The following is a 20549-nucleotide window of genomic DNA, read 5'->3' on the forward strand; positions in this document are numbered from 1 at the left end:
TTTTTAAATAGCTCTCATGCCCGTTGCAAAACGTCCGGCCAGGCGGCGGAATGCCACCGATGCGCCCGCCAGCGGGAAGGCGTCGACCACGGCACGGCCCAGGCGCGCGGCGCGGTGCAGGTACTCGTCGGCAGGCACCGAGCCCATGGAGCTCAGCGTTACTGCCAAGTAACGTGTTGCCGCAGATGACATATTATCGTATACCACCTTTGCCTCGGCTTCGGTAGCGCCGGTGACAAGGATACCGAAAGGACGGCGTCCCAGGTGTTGCGACAGGCGCTTGACCAATGCATAGGCGTTGGTGATCGAGGTGGCTCCGGTCGAGACCTGCACCACGATCTCGGACGATTCCATGATCGGCACCGGGAAGCTGCCGTCGTCGGAGAATTCGCCGTCGACGATCACGATGCTGCCGGCCGACTGCTTGACCAGCACGTCGAAGGCTTTCGCCAGGCGGCGGGTTTCGTCGGCGGTGCGGCCGGGGCTCATCTTGACCACCGAAAAACCCTGCGGCGCCGGATGGATCACCTGGTTCAGCGCGCACTCCTGGCGCGCCACCTGCAGCAGGCCGGGACCGCGGTCCACGCCCAGGCGCTGGGCCACGCCATAGTCGTGCTCGCAGGCGTCGACGATCAGCACGTCATTGCCGCTCTGGGCCAGCGAGGCGCCCAGGTTCACCAGCATGGCGCCCTTGTCGTCCTGCGGAGTCGCCGAGAGAAAAGTCACGATGCGCGGCTTGGGGCCCGCCAGCATCCGGCGCAGGCCTTCTGCCTGGTCGAAATCAAAACTAGCCAACGTACACCTCGCGCAGCGAACGGTCGTTGTTCAGGTTGCCGAGGCCGGACATCATCAGCGGCAGGTCGGCATCGGAGAATTGCGCGGCAGCGTCCTTCTTGGTGCGGAAGGCACGGTCGACCAGCATGGCGCGGTCGGCCAGGTGCAGGTCTTCCGGCACGCGCTGGCCGTTGGAAATATAGTGCAGGTTCAGCTTCTGGCGGATGATCACGTCCAGCACGTTGCCGATCGAAGCGGCTTCGTCCATCTTGGTCATGATGCAGCCAGCCAGGCCGGTGCCCTGGTAGGCGCGCACCACTTCGTTCAGGGTCTCGTTGGTCGAGGTCGCGTTCAGGCACAGCAGGCGCTGCACGTTGGCGCCGCTCTCGGTCAGCATGGCCACCTGTTCCGTCACCATCTGGTCGCGCTGCGACATGCCGATGGTGTCGATCAGCACGGTGTGCTTGTTGCGCAGTTCCTTCAGTGCGATGCGCAGGTCGGCCTCGTCCTTCACCGAGTGCACCATCACGCCCAGGATCTTGCCGTAGATGCGCAGCTGCTCGTGGCCGCCGATACGATAGGCGTCGGTGGTGATCAGGGCCAGCTTTTCCGGGCCGTGGCGCATCACGCAGCGCGCGGCCAGCTTGGCAGTGGTGGTGGTTTTGCCGACGCCGGTCGGACCGACCAGGGCGAACACGCCGCCGCGGTCGAGGATCGCGTCCTCATCGGACATGCTGGTGATGTTGCGCGCCAGGACAGTCTTAATCCAGCGCATCGCTTCGGCGGCATCCTTGCCGGCCGGGAGCTTGTCGATCAGGTAGCGCGACAGGCTGGCCGAAAAACCGGCCGCCAGCATCTCGCGCAGCACGGTGGCCTTCTGCGGCTCGCGCTGCTGGGTGCTGCCCCAGGACAGCTCGGAAAGCTGGGTTTCCATCATGCCGCGCATGGCGCGCAGCTCGCCCATCATGCCCTGGATCTCGGCGGCGGCCGCGCTTGCAGCCGATTCCTTGGCCTGGGCGATCGCGGCCGACATCATGGCGGTCATCGCGGCCATGTCGAAGGACGGCGTTTCCGGCTGGGCGCGGCGGTTGGCGTAGGTTTGCGGAGCCGGCGCCGGCTCTTCGAAATCATTGAAAGACGGCATGGCCGGGCGGGCTGCGGCTGCGGCACGCGGCATCGGCTCGGCCTGGATGTTGCTGAAGCTGCGGGCCTCCGGGGCGTCGTAGGGGCGCGGTGCGCCGGCTTCGTGCAGCGCGCGGGCGGCCGGGGCAGCCGGTGCGGCCGGCATGTCGTCCAGGTGGTGCAGCTGGGGGCGCGGGGCCGCCATTTCCGATTCCGGCGACGGCGACGACAGCGAGGCGACGTCGTCGTTGTCCAGGGCCAGGATCTCGACCACGCCATCCACCGGGCGGTTCGACAGGATGACCGCGTCTGGCCCCAGGGCATCGCGCACCTTGCGCAGGGCCTCACGGGAAGTCGGGGCTGTAAATTTCTTCACGTTCATCGTTGGTCTCCGCTCTTGCAGGCAGGTGTTACGTCAGTCGGTTGCTATCGGCTTGGCGGGCATATTGGCCCATTCACGGATAGGATTATTGACGATGCCGCAGGGAAACCATCGCGGGAAAAGGAAGGGGAAAGGTGCTTATTTCCCCGAGGCAGGACATCCAGAGAGTGATATTGAACCGCCACAAGAAGAATCGCCCGCGTTGCGCGGGCGATTCGACGGTCATTGCTTACTCATCAGGCGGTGCCAACCAGACTGGTCACCCGGATCGTCTTCGTCTCCGGAATCTCCGAATGCGACAGCACCTTCAGTTGAGGCAGCGCACGGCGCAGGAAGCGCGACAGCAAGGTACGGAGCGGACCCGGCACCAGCAGCACCGGCGTCAAGCCCATCGCCTCCTGCTGCTGGGCAGCGTTGGCGGCCTGCTGGACGATGGTGTCGGCCAGGCCAGGCTCGATGCCGGTGCCGTCACCACCGGCGTTGAGGGCCTGAACCAGCAGGCGCTCGAGACGGTTGTCCAGGGTCATCACCGACAGCTCATTGGTGCCCGGGAACAGCTGCTGGACGATGGCGCGGCCCAGCGCGATACGCACCAGTGCCGTCAGATCGTTCGGATCCTGGGTCGAACCGCCATGCTCCGACAGCGTCTCGATGATGGTGCGCATGTCACGGATGTGCACGCCTTCCTGCAGCAGGTTCTGCAGCACTTTTTGCAAGGTCGACAGGGACACGACCTTCGGCACCAGGTCCTCGACCAGCTTGGGTGCATCTTTTGCCAAATGGTCAAGAAGTGCCTGCACTTCCATACGGCCCAGCAATTCCGAGGCGTGGGTGGTGATCAGGTGGTTCAGGTGGGTGGCGATCACGGTGCCGGCGTCGACCACGGTATAGCCCATGCTCTGCGCCTCATCCTTCAGGCCGGCATCGATCCAGATCGCCGGCAGGCCGAAGGCCGGATCGGTGGTCACCAGGCCCGGCAGCGTGCCGCTCGCCATGCCCGGGTTGATCGCCAGGAACTGGCCGGTCATGGCCTCGCCGCTGCCCACTTCCACGCCCTTCAGCGAGATGCGGTAGGCGGTGGGCTTCAGCTCCAGGTTGTCGCGGATGTGCACCGGCGGCGCCAGGAAGCCGACTTCCTGCGCGAACTTCTTGCGAATGCCCTTGATGCGCTTGAGCAGCTCGCCGGCCTGGCCCTTGTCGACCAGCGGAATCAGGCGATAGCCCACTTCCAGGCCTAGGGTATCGACCGGCATGACGTCCTGCCAGGTCGCTTCTTCCTGCTCGGCCGGCGTGGTAGCGGCAGCGGCGCCGCCTGCCCCACCCGCGGCGCCCGCGGCACCGCCCTGCCCGGCCGCACCCGCCGCGCCCGGTGCACCGTTCGCCGGCGCGTTCTTCTGGCGCTTTTCCACCAGGTAGCCGGCGCCAAACAGGGCGCTGCCCAGCAGCAGGAACACCAGGTTCGGCATGCCCGGGATCATGCCCATGCCGCCGATGATGCCGCCTGTGATGTACATGACGATAGGACGGCCGAACAGCTGGCCGACGACTTGGTCGCCGACGTCCTGGTCACTGGCCACGCGCGAGACGACCATACCGGCCGCGATCGAGATGATCAGCGACGGGATCTGCGCGACCAGGCCGTCACCGATGGCCAGCAGCGTGTAGTTCTTGATGGCGTCGGCAAAAGCCATGTCGTGCTGGATCATGCCGACGATCAGGCCGCCGATCACGTTGATCAGCGTAACCAGGATGCCGGCCACGGCGTCGCCGTGCACGTACTTCGAGGCACCGTCCATCGCGCCGTAGAATTCCGCTTCCATCGCCACGTCCGAGCGGCGCTGCTTGGCTTCCGCTTCGGCGATCAGGCCGGCGTTCAGGTCGGCGTCGATCGCCATCTGCTTGCCCGGCATCGCGTCCAGGGCAAAGCGCGCGCCCACTTCGGCGATACGGCCGGCACCCTTGGTGACGACCATGAAGTTGATGATGGTGAGGATGATGAACACCACCAGGCCGACGGTGTAGTTGCCGCCGATGAGGAAGTGGCCGAAGGCTTCAATCACTTTACCGGCCGCGGCGCCGCCGGTATGGCCCTCGGTCAGCACGACGCGGGTCGAGGCCACGTTCAGCGCCAGGCGCAGCAGGGTCGTCACAAGCAGCACGGCCGGGAAGGCCATGAAGTCGAGCGGCTTGACCGTGTACAGGGCGGTCAGCAGCACGATGACGGACATCGCAATGTTAAAACTGAAGAACAGGTCGAGTGCGAACGCCGGCAGCGGCAGGATCATCATCGACAACAGCAGGATGATGAGGATAGGCGCAGCCAGCGCGTTGCCGCGTCCGAGAATCGCCTTGGCCCAGGCCGGCAGTTTGAAACCGTTCATTGCGTGATTCCTTGCTTACTCTTAGTGTTTTTGCTGCGAAGCCGGGTTGAACGGATCCATCTCCGGCGGCACCGGCAGCTTGTTCGGACGGTCCGGATAGTGGTCGCTGGTGCCCTTCTTGTAGGCGCGCAGCTGATACACGTAGGCCAGCACTTCGGCCACGGCCGAGTACAGGGCTTCCGGGATCTCGTCGTCGATGTCGGTGTGCTTGTACAGCGCACGGGCCAGGGCCGGCGCTTCCAGCAGCGCGACCTTGTTTTCCTTCGCGATCTCGCGGATCTTGGCCGCGACTTCGTCGGTACCCTTGGCCACCACGCGCGGCGCGCCACGCCCGTTTTCGGCGTACTTCAGCGCCACCGCAAAGTGGGTCGGGTTGGTCACGACCACGTCGGCGGTCGGGACGTTGCTCATCATGCGTTTGCGCGCCATCTCGCGCTGCATCTGGCGGATCTTGCCCTTGATCTGCGGGTTACCGTCCGATTCCTTCGATTCCTGGATCACTTCCTGACGCGTCATCTTCAGCTTGTTGGCGTAGTGCCATTTCTGATACGGACCGTCCAGCACGGCGATCGCACCCAGCGAGGCGGTCATGATGAGGAAAGCGCGGGCGACCAGGCCGGCCGTGTGCGACATGGCGACGCCGAGCGGCTCGACCGCCAGGCCGACCACGGCATCCTTTTCGCTCATCACCACGTACCAGGCGACGGCGCCGACCAGCAGCGTCTTGGCAAAGGCTTTCAGCAGCTCGACCAGCGCATGGCTCGAGACCATGTTGCCAAGGCCATTCATGGGATTGAGCTTGGCGAAATTCGGCATGAAGGATTTGGCGGTGAAGTTCCAGCCGCCGATCAGCAGCGAGGAACCCACGGCGACGAACATGATCGCAATCGCCAGCGGCAGGCAGGCCAGCATCACGCCCGCGATGTCGGCGGCGATGCGTTCGATCAGGACGTTGGGGTTGTAGATTTGCTCGCGGTCGAGCGACAATCCGCGCTCCAGCGCGCTGGACAGCTTGTTGACGACGCCGCCGCCCAGCATCCACAGGCCGGCGCCCGCAGTCATCAGGACGGTGAAGGTGGCGACTTCGCGCGAACGGGGAACGTCGCCATTGTTGCGTGCGTCGCGCAACCGTTTGGCTGACGCTGGTTCTGTCTTTTCTGCGTTGCTTGCTTCCGCCATTCCCCGCTCCTGTTGGCCGGCTGCGCTACCGGCTTTGGTTCAGGATAGGATTATTCCAGATGTTGCCGTAGGGCTATACGGGGAACAGGAGGGGAAAGGTGTAGCTTTTCCCCTTCAAACGGTGGACGTTGTGGTTAGAAAACGTGAGATTGTTCAAAAATATTTGCTGTAGACTATTGTGTCGCGGACAAGTGGAAAATTACTCACACTTTTCGCGGGAGTTGCCGTACAAGCAGGTTTCTAATGAATCAAGGCAACATTTCGTTGTTATAATCGCGTAGCGACAGAGTATTGCTGCATCGCCCCTATTTGAACAAGGACCCATCATGAAAAAAATCATCGCTGCTGGCGCAATCCTGGCCCTGATGTCGGCACAAGTGCTGGCACAAGAATCCGCTCAATCGGCTACGTCGAACGCAGGTAACGCTGCTGCTGGCCAGACCGGCGCTGCATCGACCGGTGCTACCGGTACCGCTGCTGGTGCTGCTTCGTCGGGCGGCTTCCTGGGCACCGGCGCCATCGCTGGCCTGTCGACCGGCACCCTGGTCGCCGTTGGCGCCGCTGTTGCTGCTGTCGCCGTTGCCGCTTCGGACAACGATTCGACCACCAACCACTCGACCACCACCCACCACTAATCGGTGCGTGGGCGCCTCGTGCGCCTGGTTGCAAAGAAATCGGCTGCTCAAGGGCAGCCGATTTTTTTACTCGAACACTTCTATTTCCCCGAATAGCTTCCCTTCCACATCCTTGGCCGCCAGGCGCGGTTCGCCGTCGATGGGCCATTCGATGCCTAAGACCGGGTCTTTCCACAACAGCGTGCGCTCATGCTCCGGATGCCAGTAATCGGTGATCTTGTAGAGCACTTCGGCCTTCTCGCTCAGAGCCAGGAAGCCATGCGCGAAGCCGGGTGGAATCCATAATTGCCTGCGGTTGTCCGCGCTGAGCAGCGCGCCCACCCAGCGGCCGAAGGTCGGCGAGGACTTGCGCAGGTCGACGGCGACATCGAACACGCTGCCCTGCACTACCCGCAGAAGCTTGCCCTGGGGATGCTGAATCTGATAGTGCAGGCCGCGCAGCACGCCTTTCTCGGACATGCTGTGGTTATCCTGCACGAATTCGACATTTAAGCCGGTCGCTTCCCGGAAATCGTGTGCGTTATGGCTGACGAAGAAATAACCGCGGTCGTCGCTGAAGACTTTGGGCTCCAGCAGCAGCACATCGGGGATCGCGGTGGGTGTTACGGTGTAAGGCATGTTTCGGTGTCGGGTTTCAGGAAGATTTCAGCAGCTTTAATAAATAGTCGCCGTAGGAGTTTTTCGATAGAGGAGACGCTAGCCGTTCGAGGTCGGCGCCGCTGATCCAGCCCTGGCGATACGCGATCTCTTCCGGGCAGCATACCTGCAGGCCCTGACGCTTCTGCAGCGTGGCGATGAAGCTGGCCGCCTCCAGCAGGCTGTCATGGGTGCCGGTATCGAGCCAGGCCAGGCCGCGCCCCATGATCTCGACGTTCAGGTTGCCCTGATCGAGATAGGATTGGATAACATCCGTGATCTCCAGTTCGCCACGCGCGGACGGCTTGATATCGGCGGCGATGTTGCACACGTTCTTGTCATAGAAGTACAGGCCCGTCAGCGCATAGTTCGACTTCGGCGCCTTCGGCTTTTCTTCAATGCTGACCACACGGCGTTCGGCGTCGAATTCGACCACGCCGTAGCGTTCCGGGTCCTGCACGTGGTAGGCGAACACGGTGGCGCCGTCGACCTGTTCGTTGGCGCGCTTCAGGTGGGTCGCCAGTTCGTGACCATAGAAGATGTTGTCGCCGAGGACCAGCGCGCACGGGCCGTTGCCGATGAAATCGCGGCCGATGATGAAGGCCTGGGCCAAGCCATCCGGCGTCGGCTGCACCGCGTACTGGATGTTCATGCCCCACTGGCTGCCGTCGCCGAGCAGTTCGCTGAAGCGCGCCGCGTCCTGGGGTGTGCTGATCAGGAGAACCTCGCGGATCCCGCTCAGCATCAGGGTACTGAGGGGGTAGTACACCATCGGCTTGTCGTAGACCGGCATCAGCTGCTTGCTGACGGCCTGGGTCGCGGGATACAGCCGGGTGCCGGTGCCGCCGGCCAGGATAATGCCTTTGCGTTGGGGATCAAGCATCGTTGTCTCTCCGGAGAAGGTGCCGCAATACCTCGTGTACGCCGTCCTGCCAGGGCGGCAGCCGGAGGCCGAAGGTATGGCCGAAAAGGCTGGTGTCGAGCCGCGAGTTGGCGGGACGCCTGGCCTCGGTAGGATAGGCCGCCGTCGGCACCGGCAGTACGTCCGCGGGTCCTGCCCGCAGCAGCATGCCGGCCCGCTGCGCGGCCTCGAGTACGAAGCGCGCGTAATCGTGCCAGTTGGTCTCGCCCGCCGCCGCGAGGTGATAGGTCCCGTAGGGGAAAGCCTGCGCGCCCTCGCGCGCATACTGGCGGACAAGGTGGGCCGTGAGGTCGGCCAGCAAGGCGGCGGAGGTGGGCGCGCCGAACTGGTCGTCGACGACGCTCAGGCGCTCGCGCTCGGCCGCCAGGCGCAGTATGGTCTTGGCGAAGTTCCCGCCGTGGACACCCAGCACCCAACTGGTGCGCAGGATCAGGTGGCGCGGGCACGCTTCGGCCAGTGCGCGCTCGCCGGCCAGCTTGGTGCTGCCGTAGACGCTCTGCGGCGCCGGCGTATCGGCTTCCGTCCAGGGCATGTTTCCGGCGCCGTCGAATACATAGTCGGTAGAGTAGTGAACGACCAGCGCTCCAAGCCGCGCGGCTTCCTCGCCCAGGATGCCTGGCGCGCGTGCGTTGACAGCAAAGGCCGGCTGCGGCTCGGATTCGGCCTTGTCGACGGCGGTGTAAGCAGCCGGATTGACTATGAGCCCGGGCTCGACACGGCGCACCAGCGCACGCAGCGCTTCAGCGTCGGCCAGGTCGCAATCGGCACGGCCGACGGCGACGATCTCGCCCAGCGGCGCCAGCGCGCGCACCAGCTCGAAGCCGACCTGCCCGTCCTTCCCCGTCAACAGAATTTTCATTCATTCTCCGTAGTGCTTGCCGACCCAGTCGCGGTAAGCGCCGCTGGTCAAGTTCTTCACCCAGTCCTGGTGGTCGAGATACCAGCGCACGGTCTTGCGGATGCCGCTCTCGAAGGTTTCACGCGGCTTCCAGCCCAGCTCGCGCTCGATCTTGCCGGCGTCGATCGCATAGCGGCGGTCGTGGCCGGGGCGGTCGGCCACGAAGGTGATCTGCTCGCGATAGGATCGGCCATCCTCGCGCGGGCGCAAGGCGTCGAGCATATCGCAGAGCGTCGTCACGACTTCCAGGTTCGCCTTCTCGTTCCAGCCGCCGACGTTATAGACCTCACCGGGCTGTCCTGCCTCCAGTACGCGCCGGATCGCCGCGCAGTGGTCTCCGACGTACAGCCAGTCGCGCCGCTGCTGGCCGTCGCCATAGATGGGCAGCGGCTTGCCGGTCAGCGCGTTGTGGATGCACAGCGGGATCAGCTTTTCCGGGAAGTGACAGGGCCCGTAGTTGTTCGAGCAGTTGGTGGTCAGCACCGGCAGCCCGTAGGTGTGGTGCCAGGCGCGTACCAGGTGGTCGCTGGCAGCCTTGCTGGCCGAGTAAGGGCTGTTCGGTTCGTAGCGATTCGACTCGCGGAAGGCAGGATCGTCTTTGCCCAGCGAACCGTAGACTTCGTCGGTCGACACGTGCAGGAAGCGGAAGGCCGCCTGTTCCGGCGCCGGCAGGCCGCTCCAGTACGCGCGCACCGCTTCCAGCAGGCGGAAGGTGCCGACGATGTTCGTCTGAATGAAGTCTTCCGGGCCGTGGATGCTGCGGTCGACATGGCTTTCGGCCGCGAAGTTGATGACCGCGCGCGGCCGGTGCTCGGCCAGCAGCCTGGCTACCAGCGCGGCGTCGCCGATATCGCCCTGCACGAAGACGTGGCGCGGGTCGCCGCGCAGGCTGGCGAGATTCTCGGGATTGCCGGCATAGGTCAGCCGGTCCAGGTTGACAACCGGCTCGTCCGAGCCGGCGAGCCAGTCCAGCACGAAGTTACTGCCGATGAAGCCGGCGCCGCCGGTCGTCAAGATCATGGAAATGGTGCTCCTGTGTGCGCGTACATGGACAGTATTGTACGCGCCACATGAGGGCCCTTAGTAGCTGCCGCTCCAGGCCACGCTGACCGACTTCGGTCCCGGGGCGACGGAAAAGCTCGAACCCGTGTTATTGCGCTGGCTCTGCCACAGCCAGCTGCCCATCGCATAACCAAGCACGCCGCCGGCGACCACGTCGGACACCCAATGCTCGCGGCCCGCGGCGCGGCCCATCGAGCTGGCGGCGGCGAGACCATACAGCCAGGGCGCATCGTACTCCTGCGCGAAGGGCGTCACCGCCGCGAACGCGACCGTGCTGTGATTCGACGGGAAGGACGCGTTCGAGCGGTCCGACGTCTTGCTCCACTGCCCCATCCCTTCGTTGGGACGCGCGCGGCCGACGATGCGCTTGGTGGCCATTGACACCGCAACCGCGCCGGCGATCGACTCGAGCGAAATGATGCCCATGTTCTGGGCGCGCGCATCGCCAAATACGACCGCACCGGCAGCGGCGCCGGCCAGCACCACCGGCATGCCCTTGCCGACGCTATCCCAGGCGCGCGCAACGCGCGAACCTGCATGCTTCTGCATGAAGCGGTCGACCGGCTTGTCGAGAAGCGCGCCGGCCAGGATCGCGCCGCCGCCCAGGATGGTGCCGTTGGCCCACTGCGGCAGGGTCGGCGTGTTCGAGAAGGACTGCTCCACGCGATAGCGGAAGATCGGCCACATGTTCGGCATCGGCCGAACCGGCGGGTTCACCGCAGGCAGGTTCTGCTCGTCGCGGCGCTCGGCGAAGTTGCCGAGGCCGTCGTAGGTGGTCAGGTCGCGGCGCGGCTGCTCGAACAGGTCGTACAGGTCGCCGGGGCTGGCGACCATCTGGCCGACGTCGCGGGTCCATGGGGACAGGCCGATGCCGGCATTGGCCTGAGAATCCATCGGCAGCATGATGTTCAGCGGGACAGAGAGGAACACGCCCTTGTCGTTGTAAGGATTGGCCGGGGTCCCGGGGTTAGTGATGTCCTTGCCGTTGGTTTTCGTGTACCAGGCGCCGATTTCGACGCCGGACTGGAAGCGGCGCTTGAATTCGAGGCGCACGCCTGCGTCCTTCGCCAGGAAGCGCCCTGCCCGTGCGGTCGCGGTGACGTCGTAGGGGAGCTTGTAGTGCAGCGCGCCCAGCGCGGTGACGGTCTGGTAATCGAGCTTGTCGAACCAGCCTTTGTAACCGCGCTGCTGTACGGCATCGACGCTGAGGTCGGCCGCCCAGCGGCTGTCCTTCGGCAGGTACAGGACCTGGCCGCCCAGGCCGCGGTACATCTCTTCATAGAAGCCGGCCGAGGCGCGCGCGTAAAGGCCTTCGTCCAGGGTCAGGTACTGGTTGAGCAGCAGTCGATTCAGCTTGAGGCGGCTGCCGCGCTTATACTCCGCAACATCGGTACGCACGTGCGGGAGCAGACTGTTGGACTTCTGGGTCACGCCCGAGACGTTTTCCAGGATGTTCAGTTTGAATGCGCTGTTCAGATACGTGCCCTGACCCAGACGCTTGTCATAGTTGGCTGCGGCCGCGACTTCATAGCGCAACGCGCCGCTCGGGTCGTTGAAGAAGAAGGAAATCTTCGGAATGGTCTTGAAGCGGTTTGCCTCGCGGTCTTCGGACACGACCTGGACGATATTTCCGTCCTGGCCGACCTGCACCGCCAGGCCGTTGCCCTCCTCGCGGACTGCGGCGAGCAGGCCCTGCTGGTCGTCGATGCGGTCCGCCGGGGTCGCGTAGCGCACCGCCACCGTCTGCAGGAAATCTTCGCGCTTCACCAGGCCGGTCAGATAGTCGGTGAGGCGCTGCAGGTCCTGGAACTCGTAGGTGGCGATCGGCTGTTCGAGCTTCGTATACGTGATGTGGATCGCGCGCGTGCCTTCCGGCGCAAATGCGAGCGCAGTGCGCGCCGCACGGCCGATGGCGCGGCCCATGTTCGAGATCCGGTTGTTGGTCAGTGTGAGCTTGAGAACGTTGCTGTCGAGTTCGACGCGCACGTTCTTGAAGTCCTGCTTGACCAGGGCCTGCGCCAGCGCCGCACCGCGGCTGCCGTCCTGCTGCCACTCGGCGGCGGTAGCGCGCGGCGGCGCTTTTTTCGGGTCGAAAGGCGCCGGTTCGTACAGTTTCGGGATGAATTCGCGTTCCGAGAACGGGATGCTGATGTAGGCGTTGGCGCTGAAGTGGTCGCGGTGGCGGGCGACTTGGGCGCCTAGCCAGCCCCAACGGTATTCGAGGCCGAGGACAGGGCTTTTTTCACGCAGGGCGGCGCCGGTTTCAGCGGCATGAAAATCGTTTTTGTATTCGTTGGCGTCGTATTCGGCAACCACTGCCCAGCCGGGCAGCGAGGTGGGGGCCCAGCGGGCACCAGCGAACACGCCGTGCGGGCGTTTGCGTCCATAGCCGATACTGGCTTCGAAATTCCTTGCCGGTCCAAAGATTTTGGAGGCAACGACGTACTGGCCCTTGAACAGCTCGGTGCCGAGCAGGTCGGTCGCGCCAACGGAAATGGCCGGCATCCAGCCGGACTCCTTCCAGACGTTGAGCTTGGCGTCGAAGACCTTGTCCTTGAAGCGGCCGTATCCTTTGCCGTAGCTCGGATCGTCGATCGACGTGAACGCTGGCGTACCAGTGATCGATACGTAACGCCCGGTCAGTTGGAGAAACGGCAGGAAGGTCGCCGAAACCCAGGTGCTGCCGTAGGGGCTGTCATAGCCATAGCCCGTACTGAAGGTGCCGTCCGGCTCGACCCAGGCACTTGGCATGTTGATATAACCCGACTGGCCCTGCACTGTGGGCGTCGCGCCCAAGGCGCTGGTGGCGGCAAGGACCAGTGAACTGCACAGGGAAAGCTTGAATGGGTTTCTGAATGCGGTAGCGATCATCAAATAGTCCGGCAAAGACGCGATCGACCTCTAACCCGAAATCTCGTCCAAATGACAATCGCAAATGTAAGAGTTTATCAGCTCAACCATGAGGAGCCAACTACGCGCGCAGCCGGCCGGTGAATAACAGACAACACGGAATCGTATAATTCGTGAATGCGCGGCGTTCATGATGTCTAGACAGAACGAGTCATTCCATTTCTGTGATTCGTTCAAATTCCGCTGACGCGCCAGCGCAACAGTTCGATAAGACTGTTCCTGCTTACGGGTCTTTCAGGAACAGCAATATTCACCTTGAGTTTCGGTAATCAGAACCTCATTAGTGTGACTTCCCTCCCTAGTGAAACACATTAGTCATCGTCAAAAAGACCATTCTACTTGACTCTCATGCAAGCCTCAAAATCCCCCCACTGAGCCAGGAATATTCCTACTCCAGCCTGCCTTTTTCCTCAGCAATAAAGTATCATTCTGAGTACATCAAGTACTGCAACAAACTTCCAAGTCTGCACTCGCAAAACCGTTACAAATGGTGAGAATGCACCCGACTTCAGGAATAAAAAAATCCACAGCGCTCGCCGAAAGAATCGGTTGGTTATTCAAAAAAGCGCTGCGCCGAATAATTGATGACATTTAGGTGAAACAAAAAGTCATCTTTATACAAATATGAAGAAAACATTTCTCGACCTACCTCGTCGTCAAAAGCAGGCAGTCGCGGCCGCGGCAGATTTATTTTTTGTGCCACTGACTTTTGTTGTAGCGCTGGCGCTACACTTCAACGGCTTTCAAACGGCTGAAATCGGTGCGTACACGTGGCTGATCCTGGCTGCCCCGATCGTATCCATTCCCGTCTATGCGCGGATCGGGCTCTATCGCGCGATCATCCGTTATATCGACCATCAGATCGTCGCGACAGTAGTAAAAGGTGCAGCCGTGTCCGTTGGAATGCTGGGCCTTCTGGCGCTGTTGTCGCTCGGCAATGCGTTCTCGCCCACTCCCTTTGTGATCTTTGCCGCTAACTTGGTCCTGTACCTGCTGGCAAGCCGCTTCCTGGCGCGCGGGTTCTTTCTCGGCGACCGCCGTACAGCGGACCGCGTCAATGTGATCATCTACGGTGCAGGAGATGCTGGCGTCCAGTTGGCCAATGCCCTGCTCCCTGGAAAAGAGTACCTTCCGGTCGCCTTCGTGGACGACAATCCTCAGTTGCACAAGGCGACGATTACCGGTATCAAAGTGTATGCCTCGGAGCGCATTGCCGATCTCGTCCAGCGTCATAAAGTAGGCACCGTCTTAATGGCCATGCCTTCTCTCAGCCGCGGCGAACAGAAGCAGATCATTGACCGCCTCGCGTCCCTCAAGGTGAAGATCAAGGTCACGCCGCCGGTCAAGAACCTGGTCAAAGGCATGTTGCGCGTCGACGATGTACGCCAGGTCGAAATCGAGGATCTGCTCAGCCGCGACCCGGTTGCACCCGACGAGGCCCTGCTCTCCGTCTGCATTGCCGGCAAGGCCGTCGCGGTGAGCGGCGCCGGCGGTTCGATCGGTTCGGAACTGTGCCGCCAGATCATCAAGCTGAAGCCGCGTCGCCTGGTCCTTCTCGATATCTCCGAATTCGCCCTGTACGCGATCGACCAGGAACTGCGCGCCGCAGTGGCAGCTAGCGGCCAGGGGACAGACATCGTGCCCTTCATCGGCTCCGTGCTGAACTTCGACAAGGCGCACGACATCTTCCAGCATTTCGAAATCGACACTGTGTACCACGCGGCGGCCTATAAACACGTGCCACTGGTCGAGCAGAATCCGGTCGAAGGCATTCGCAACAATGTGTTCGGCACGCTCAGTTTCGCCCGCGCGGCGGTGGCGGCCAAGGTGAAATGCTTCGTGCTGGTTTCCACCGACAAAGCGGTGCGCCCGACCAATGTAATGGGCTCGACCAAGCGCCTGGCCGAACTGATCCTGCAAGCCTTCGCGCGCCAGCACAGCAGCACCCGATTCTGCATGGTCCGCTTCGGCAACGTGCTCGGCTCGTCCGGCTCGGTCGTCCCGCTGTTCCGCAAGCAGATCACCGCCGGCGGCCCGGTCACCCTGACCCACCCCGAAATCACGCGTTACTTCATGACCATTCCTGAAGCAGCGCAGCTGGTCATTCAGGCGGGCTCGATGGGCCAGGGCGGCGACGTGTTCGTGCTCGACATGGGCGAACCCGTGAAGATCGCCGATCTTGCGAAGAAGATGATCCAGCTGAGTGGCAATGAAGTGCGCTCGCCCATGTCCGAGAGCGGTATCGAGATCCGCTATGTCGGCCTGCGCCCGGGCGAAAAGCTGTATGAAGAACTGCTCATCGGCGACAACGTGAGCGGCACCGACCATCCACTGATCATGCGCGCCCAGGAAGCCGAGATCGCCTGGCCTTTCCTGGAAATCATGCTGAAACACCTGGACGAGGCTTGCATCCGCGGCGACCAGGCGGCGATCCGTGCGCAGCTGCGCAAGATCGTGCCGGAGTTTGTGCCGTCATCCGAGATCGACGACCACTTCTGGAAGACCCGCAGCGAGGACCTGGCGTCCCCCAGCATCGATGAACCGCTCGAAGAAGCGCGTGCCTGAACATCAAGAGTTAAAGGTTGGTATCACATGAAACGTGTAGTTGATTTTGTACTGGCGTTGATCGCATCGTTGATTTTCCTTCCCCTGCTGGCCGTGCTCGCGGTCGTGGTGAAGCTGACTTCGAAAGGCCCGGTGCTGTACTGGTCGGATCGCGTCGGCAGGGAAAACCGCATTTTCTCGATGCCGAAGCTGCGCACCATGCGCACCGACACGCCGGTGGTGGCGACCCATCTGCTGAACGATCCTAACCAGTACTTGACCCCGGTCGGCGGCTTCCTGCGCCGTACCAGCCTGGACGAGCTGCCCCAGCTGTGGTGCATCCTGGCCGGCGACATGAGCGTGGTGGGTCCGCGCCCTGCCCTGTACAACCAGCAGAATCTGATCGAACTGCGCACCGAGCATGGCGTGCACACGATCCGTCCCGGCCTGACAGGCTGGGCGCAGATCAACGGCCGCGACGAACTGCCGATTCCTGACAAGGTCCGCCTCGATGCCGACTACCTGCGCATGCAATCGCTGTTCTTCGATGCAAAGGTAATGTTCCTTACCTTCATCAAAGTGGCACGGCGCGAAGGCGTGACGCACTGAAAAGCAAAAAGACTGGGGTGCTCGATGCGCCCCAGTCTTTTTCTGGATCCGTCTGCCCGCGGGCTGAACGGCTACGTCAAGAAATGGTCGACGGTTCTGCCAATGGCTAGCTGCGGCGGGACGAGCGGTTTCCATTGCAGGCGCTCGCACGTCGCGCCGATGTCCACCTGTAGCGAACCAAACAGCCGGTCGGCAACCGCCGACTTCCCGGCCAGTCGCGCTGCCGAGCGCAGCAGCACGGGTGGAACCGGCAGAAGGAACACGTTTTTCCCCATCGCCTTCCCTATCATCCGGACCAGGTCGCCGACATGCATGTCCTGCCCGTCAGATACCATGAACACGCCCCCCGGCGCAGCCGGATGCGTGGTGCAGGTGATGAGCAGGTCGACCAGGTTTTCCACGGCAACCATGCTGCGGTAGCCATTTGCCAGTCCGAAGGGCAGCGGCAGGCCCAGCCGTACCAGCTTAACGAGGTTGAGGAAATTGGCTTTCACGCCAGGCCCATAGACAAGAGGCGGACGCACGATCACGACTTCCAGTCCGGTTTCGCGGCCCAGCGCCAGCAGCGCGCTTTCCGCTTCCATCTTGGACTGACCATAAGGGTCGCATGGCGCGGGACGGTCGGCGGCGCTGAACGGCTTACTGCCGGTGGCCTCGCCGTTGACTTTGACGCTGCTGACAAAGACGAAGCGCTTGACACCGGCATCCACGGCCTGGCGCGCAAGGCGGAGCGTGCCGTCCAGATTGACTTCACGGTAGGTGCGCAGGGGATCCTCGACGGTATCGGACATCACGTGCACGCGCGCCGCCAGGTGAATGACCGCCGAACAGCCGGCTAGCGCCTCGCGCCAGTCCGTCGAACCGTCGAGATTGCCGACAGCAACCTGTCCCTGCGTTGCCGCAGTTCTAACGGCGGCCATGAAGGGGATGCCGCGCTGCGCCAAGGTCTGGCACAGTTCGCGGCCGACGAACCCATTACTTCCAGTGACAAGAATCATTGAGCCATCTCTATCTTGGATGCGGCGCCGCAGTCGGTTAGCCGCGCGTACATCGATTCCAGATGCGTGATCAGGCGGTCACGGTCGAACTGTGCCGCACTGGCAGCCAGTCCATTGTTGCCCATGACTTCGCGCTCCTGCGGCGTCATCGCGGCCAGACGCAGCACTGCCTGAGCCAGTCCGTGCGAATCGCCGGCCCTGCAGGTCATTCCCGCTTCGGCTCTGTCGACCACATCCGCGCCCTCGCCGTTCAGCATGCAAAGCAGAGGAATGCCAGCGGCGAGATAGGACTGCAGCTTGCCCGGAATCGTCATCGAAAAGATCGGTTCATCCTTCAGGGACACGAGCAGGGCCGAGGCATGCTTGAAAAAGCTGGCCATGCGGTCGACCGGATAACGACCCTTCAGCAGGAAACATTCGGACAGGCCGCGCTTGGCGACTTCCTGCGCCAGCCAGTCGCTCATCCTGCCGTCGCCGACGATGACCCAGCGGATACGCTTGTCGTGTTTCAACTCTTCGGCAGCGGCAAGGATCGCCGGGAAGTCCTGGGCGTCGCCGACGTTTCCTGCAAACATCACCGTGAACTTGTCCAGCGCGGCGTCCAGCTCCGGTGCTGGAGCGACGCCACCCATGTCGAACAATGCTTCAGCCCAGCTAGGGAAGTATTCCACCTGGCTGTTCGGACCAGCGTACTTCCTGATCTGGGGGATGAAGCTGCGCGACTGCGCCAGGATCAGGTCGCAACGACGGTAAATGAAGGACACCAGTTTGCCGACCAGCTTGAGAACCGAAGCCGACTTGACGACGCCGATGGCGTGCAGCGTTTCCGGCCATAAGTCCAGCACCCAGAAGCCCAGCGGCGCTTTCTTCAAGGCACGTAAGAAAGCCGCCGGCAGGCCCACTGTAATCGGCGATGGCTCGTAGCAGAAGATGGCGTCGAACCCGCGACCACGCAGCTTCCATGCCCCCAGCACCGTAGCGCTCGCGGCGAAGGTGAAGTAGTTCGTCAGCAGCCGAATGCCGCCTTTGCCGCGCGCGGTGTGGGGCACGCGCACGACAGCCGCGCCAGCATAGCTGTTGAACTTCGCCGGATCGGCAACGAACTCCGAAAAGAACTCGCCGGCAGGATAGTTCGGGTGGCCAGTCAGCACGGTGACCTCATGCCCACGGCGGACGAGTTCCGCGACCAGATCGTTGACGCGGAAGTTCTCGGGCCAAAAATACTGTGTGACGACGAGCAAGCGCACAGGCTTCTCCTTAGTGCTTCTTCCAGACCACCCGATTCACGTAGTCGGTGTAGCTGTGGATGATTCGCACAACTTTATCGGACACGTTCGGCATGCTGTAGTCCGCAACCAGACGCAGGCTGCGCTCGCCGCCGCGCGACTGGGTCGCGAGAATCGCGAGCCCTTGCAGGACGCGTTCGACCTCGAGTCCCGTCATCATCACGGCCGCTTCTTCCATTCCTTCCGGTCGCTCGTGCGCTTCGCGCAAGTTCAAGGCCGGGAAATTCAGAATCGACGATTCTTCATTGATCGTGCCGCTATCGGACAGCACGGCCGTCGATTCCAGTTGCAGCTTGACGTAGTCCTTGAAGCCCATCGGCTTGAGCAGGCGCACCAGCGGGTGGAAGGTCGCCCCAATCGCATCGATACGCTTTTGCGTACGCGGATGGGTAGAAACAATTACCGGCTTGCCGAACTGCTCGGCCACGGCGTTGAGGATGCCCACCAGGCGATTGAAGTTGTAATCCGACTCGATATTCTCTTCGCGGTGTGCGCTGACGACGTAATAGCCGTCTTGCTGCAGGTCCAGGCGGTCGAGAGCGTCCGAGGCGTCGATGCCCGGACGGTAGTGGGTCAGCACTTCGTACATCGGGCTGCCGGTCTTGATGACGCGGTCCGGCGGCAAGCCTTCGCGCAGCAGGTATTCGCGTGCGATGTCACTGTACGTCAGGTTAATGTCGGAGATATGGTCGACGATCTTGCGGTTGGTCTCTTCTGGCACGCGCTGATCGAAGCAGCGGTTGCCGGCCTCCATGTGGAAGATCGGGACCTTGCGGCGCTTGGCGGGCAGCGCGGCGAGGCAGCTGTTGGTATCGCCCAGCACCAGCATGGCGTCCGGTTGGATCTCGGCCAGCGCGCCGTCGACGGCGATGATGATGTTGCCGATGGTCTCGGCCGCATTGGGGCCGGCGGCGTTCAGGAAGCGGTCCGGACGGCGCACGCCGAGATCCTGGAAAAAGATCTCGTTAAGCTCGTAGTCATAGTTCTGGCCGGTGTGGACCAGCACGTGCTCGCAGTGCTCATCCAGTGCGGCGAGCACGCGCGACAAGCGGATGATTTCGGGTCGCGTCCCGACGACGCTCATGATCTTAAGTTTTTTCAATTTCTCACCTTATAGTTCTTGGTATCCGGGCGTTCGCGGTCGAAGATTTCATTCGCCCAAAGCAGCACGACCATCGTGTGCTCGCCGATGTTGGTGATGTCGTGCGACCAGCCGGGGACGGTTTCGACCACCTGCGGCTCGTCGCCGTTCGTGAAAAGTTCGTACTCCTCGCCGGTGACGACGTGGCGGAACTTGAAGGATGCCTTGCCGTGGACGACCAGGAACTTTTCGTTCTTCGTGTGATGATAATGGCCGCCGCGGGTCACGCCCGGATGGGCCGTGAAGTAGGAGAACTGGCCGGAGTCGCGCGTCTTCAGCATTTCCGAAAAGCTGCCGCGCGGGTCTTCATGCTTCACCAGCGGATAGGCGAACTGCTCGGGCGGGTAGTAACTGATGTAGGTCGCGTACAGCGCGCGCACGAGTCCCTCGCCCACGGGTTCGGTCACCATGTCGGTACGGCTGCGTTTGAACGCATGCAACTGGTCCGCCAGCTTGCCGACGGTGGTTTCGTAAACCGGCTCGACGGCGGCGTCACTGACGCCCTGCGCATCCTGCCCAAGGTGCGACAGGAAGGCGCGGGCGACGTCGTCCACATACACCAGGCGCAGCTGTGCATCCGGGTCGTTGATGCTGATCGGTAGCCCGTGCACGATGTTATGGCAGAAGGTCGCCACCGCCGAGTTATAGTTCGGGCGGCACCACTTGCCGAATACGTTCGGCAGGCGGTAGATCCAGACCGGCTGGCCAGTCTGATCTGCCAGCGCACGCAAGGCATCTTCCGCACCGCGCTTGCTGACGCCATAGGGGTTCTCGCGTTCGGCCTGGATCGAGGACGTGTACACGACCGGGACCGGCCTGCCGGCCGCGCGGATCGCATCGCACAATGCCTCCGTCAACGCGCAGTTCCCCTGTTCGAATTCGGCGTCGTTCTGGGGCCGGTTCACACCTGCCAAGTGGAAGACGATATCGGCCTGCGCCACTTTGGCGGACAGGTCGTCGAAAGATTCACCGCGAACGAAACGCAGAACCTCGATTTCAGGGCGTTCCTGCAGGTGGACGATGATGTTTTTGCCAATGAAACCATTGGCGCCGGTAACGAGGGCCTTCAT

General features: G+C 62.6%; 16 protein-coding genes. 3 read left to right on the forward strand and 13 right to left on the reverse strand.

Annotation, left to right across the window (positions count from 1 at the left end):
• Positions 1 to 3: 3 nt before the first annotated feature.
• The 4 genes from AC07PE_RS03575 to flhB form a co-directional block, all read right to left on the reverse strand.
• Positions 4 to 795 (reverse strand): MinD/ParA family ATP-binding protein, encoded by a 792-nt coding sequence (locus AC07PE_RS03575; RefSeq protein WP_498761639.1) that lies wholly within the window; start codon positions 793 to 795, stop codon positions 4 to 6.
• Positions 788 to 2278 (reverse strand): flagellar biosynthesis GTPase FlhF, encoded by a 1491-nt coding sequence (gene flhF, locus AC07PE_RS03580; protein WP_498761641.1) that lies wholly within the window; start codon positions 2276 to 2278, stop codon positions 788 to 790. Before flhF ends, AC07PE_RS03575 begins: the two co-directional genes overlap by 8 nt.
• Before the next feature lie 236 nt (positions 2279 to 2514).
• Entirely contained in the window at positions 2515 to 4659 is a 2145-nt protein-coding gene (flhA, locus tag AC07PE_RS03585; protein ID WP_498761643.1) for a flagellar biosynthesis protein FlhA, read from the reverse strand.
• 21 nt (positions 4660 to 4680) lie between these two features.
• Positions 4681 to 5838 carry a flagellar biosynthesis protein FlhB gene (gene flhB, locus AC07PE_RS03590; protein WP_498761645.1) on the reverse strand — a complete coding sequence of 386 codons (1158 nt, stop codon included), beginning with the start codon at positions 5836 to 5838 and terminating at the stop codon, positions 4681 to 4683.
• A 326-nt stretch (positions 5839 to 6164) separates the two neighbouring features.
• On the opposite strand from flhB, the gene AC07PE_RS03595 reads away from it, so the two are divergent.
• Complete coding sequence (locus AC07PE_RS03595; RefSeq protein WP_498761647.1) at positions 6165 to 6473, forward strand: hypothetical protein; 309 nt, start codon at positions 6165 to 6167, stop codon at positions 6471 to 6473.
• A gap of 66 nt (positions 6474 to 6539) precedes the next feature.
• Here the strand turns inward: AC07PE_RS03595 and rfbC are convergent, their stop codons facing one another.
• The 5 genes from rfbC to AC07PE_RS03620 are packed head-to-tail and all read right to left on the reverse strand — an operon-like array spanning position 6540 to position 12862.
• Entirely contained in the window at positions 6540 to 7091 is a 552-nt protein-coding gene (gene rfbC / locus AC07PE_RS03600; protein WP_498761649.1) for a dTDP-4-dehydrorhamnose 3,5-epimerase, read from the reverse strand.
• A gap of 16 nt (positions 7092 to 7107) precedes the next feature.
• Positions 7108 to 7992: a glucose-1-phosphate thymidylyltransferase RfbA gene (gene rfbA / locus AC07PE_RS03605; protein ID WP_498761651.1), complete on the reverse strand. Its 885-nt coding sequence runs from the start codon at positions 7990 to 7992 to the stop codon at positions 7108 to 7110.
• Complete coding sequence (gene rfbD, locus AC07PE_RS03610) at positions 7985 to 8890, reverse strand: dTDP-4-dehydrorhamnose reductase (protein ID WP_498761653.1); 906 nt, start codon at positions 8888 to 8890, stop codon at positions 7985 to 7987. Before rfbD ends, rfbA begins: the two co-directional genes overlap by 8 nt.
• Complete coding sequence (rfbB, locus tag AC07PE_RS03615) at positions 8891 to 9949, reverse strand: dTDP-glucose 4,6-dehydratase (RefSeq protein ID WP_498761655.1); 1059 nt, start codon at positions 9947 to 9949, stop codon at positions 8891 to 8893.
• Positions 9950 to 10009: 60 nt separating this feature from the next.
• Positions 10010 to 12862, reverse strand: coding sequence for a YjbH domain-containing protein (locus tag AC07PE_RS03620; protein ID WP_498761657.1), 2853 nt, complete (start codon positions 12860 to 12862; stop codon positions 10010 to 10012).
• A gap of 663 nt (positions 12863 to 13525) precedes the next feature.
• On the opposite strand from AC07PE_RS03620, the gene AC07PE_RS03625 reads away from it, so the two are divergent.
• Positions 13526 to 15466 (forward strand): polysaccharide biosynthesis protein, encoded by a 1941-nt coding sequence (locus AC07PE_RS03625; RefSeq protein WP_498761660.1) that lies wholly within the window; start codon positions 13526 to 13528, stop codon positions 15464 to 15466.
• A 27-nt stretch (positions 15467 to 15493) separates the two neighbouring features.
• A complete protein-coding gene (locus AC07PE_RS03630) occupies positions 15494 to 16054 on the forward strand; it encodes a sugar transferase (RefSeq protein ID WP_498761664.1) in 561 nt (186 codons plus the stop codon).
• Between the two features lie 71 nt (positions 16055 to 16125).
• Here the strand turns inward: AC07PE_RS03630 and AC07PE_RS03635 are convergent, their stop codons facing one another.
• From AC07PE_RS03635 to wbjC, 4 genes are read right to left on the reverse strand one after another with little or no spacing between them, the layout of a single operon-like run.
• Positions 16126 to 17052, reverse strand: coding sequence for a UDP-glucose 4-epimerase family protein (locus AC07PE_RS03635; protein WP_498761666.1), 927 nt, complete (start codon positions 17050 to 17052; stop codon positions 16126 to 16128).
• Positions 17049 to 18299: a glycosyltransferase family 4 protein gene (locus tag AC07PE_RS03640; protein WP_498761668.1), complete on the reverse strand. Its 1251-nt coding sequence runs from the start codon at positions 18297 to 18299 to the stop codon at positions 17049 to 17051. The genes AC07PE_RS03635 and AC07PE_RS03640 overlap by 4 nt, the downstream gene beginning before the upstream one ends.
• A 10-nt stretch (positions 18300 to 18309) precedes the next feature.
• Positions 18310 to 19440 (reverse strand): UDP-N-acetyl glucosamine 2-epimerase, encoded by a 1131-nt coding sequence (locus AC07PE_RS03645; protein ID WP_498761670.1) that lies wholly within the window; start codon positions 19438 to 19440, stop codon positions 18310 to 18312.
• Positions 19437 to 20549 (reverse strand): UDP-2-acetamido-2,6-beta-L-arabino-hexul-4-ose reductase, encoded by a 1113-nt coding sequence (gene wbjC / locus AC07PE_RS03650; protein WP_498761672.1) that lies wholly within the window; start codon positions 20547 to 20549, stop codon positions 19437 to 19439. The genes AC07PE_RS03645 and wbjC overlap by 4 nt, the downstream gene beginning before the upstream one ends.

The organism is Telluria sp. GW821-FHT07G12, assembly GCF_059418525.1.

Excerpts from the sequence above, each read along its gene's own strand:
- flhF (WP_498761641.1), bottom strand. The coding sequence starts at position 2,278 with ATGAACGTGAAGAAATTTACAGCCCCGACTTCCCGTGAGGCCCTGCGC.
- flhA (WP_498761643.1), bottom strand. The coding sequence starts at position 4,659 with ATGAACGGTTTCAAACTGCCGGCCTGGGCCAAGGCGATTCTCGGACGC.
- flhB (WP_498761645.1), bottom strand. The coding sequence starts at position 5,838 with ATGGCGGAAGCAAGCAACGCAGAAAAGACAGAACCAGCGTCAGCCAAA.
- AC07PE_RS03595 (WP_498761647.1), top strand. The coding sequence starts at position 6,165 with ATGAAAAAAATCATCGCTGCTGGCGCAATCCTGGCCCTGATGTCGGCA.
- rfbC (WP_498761649.1), bottom strand. The coding sequence starts at position 7,091 with ATGCCTTACACCGTAACACCCACCGCGATCCCCGATGTGCTGCTGCTG.
- rfbA (WP_498761651.1), bottom strand. The coding sequence starts at position 7,992 with ATGCTTGATCCCCAACGCAAAGGCATTATCCTGGCCGGCGGCACCGGC.
- rfbD (WP_498761653.1), bottom strand. The coding sequence starts at position 8,890 with ATGAAAATTCTGTTGACGGGGAAGGACGGGCAGGTCGGCTTCGAGCTG.
- rfbB (WP_498761655.1), bottom strand. The coding sequence starts at position 9,949 with ATGATCTTGACGACCGGCGGCGCCGGCTTCATCGGCAGTAACTTCGTG.
- AC07PE_RS03620 (WP_498761657.1), bottom strand. The coding sequence starts at position 12,862 with ATGATCGCTACCGCATTCAGAAACCCATTCAAGCTTTCCCTGTGCAGT.
- AC07PE_RS03625 (WP_498761660.1), top strand. The coding sequence starts at position 13,526 with ATGAAGAAAACATTTCTCGACCTACCTCGTCGTCAAAAGCAGGCAGTC.
- AC07PE_RS03630 (WP_498761664.1), top strand. The coding sequence starts at position 15,494 with ATGAAACGTGTAGTTGATTTTGTACTGGCGTTGATCGCATCGTTGATT.
- AC07PE_RS03635 (WP_498761666.1), bottom strand. The coding sequence starts at position 17,052 with ATGATTCTTGTCACTGGAAGTAATGGGTTCGTCGGCCGCGAACTGTGC.
- wbjC (WP_498761672.1), bottom strand. The coding sequence starts at position 20,549 with ATGAAGGCCCTCGTTACCGGCGCCAATGGTTTCATTGGCAAAAACATC.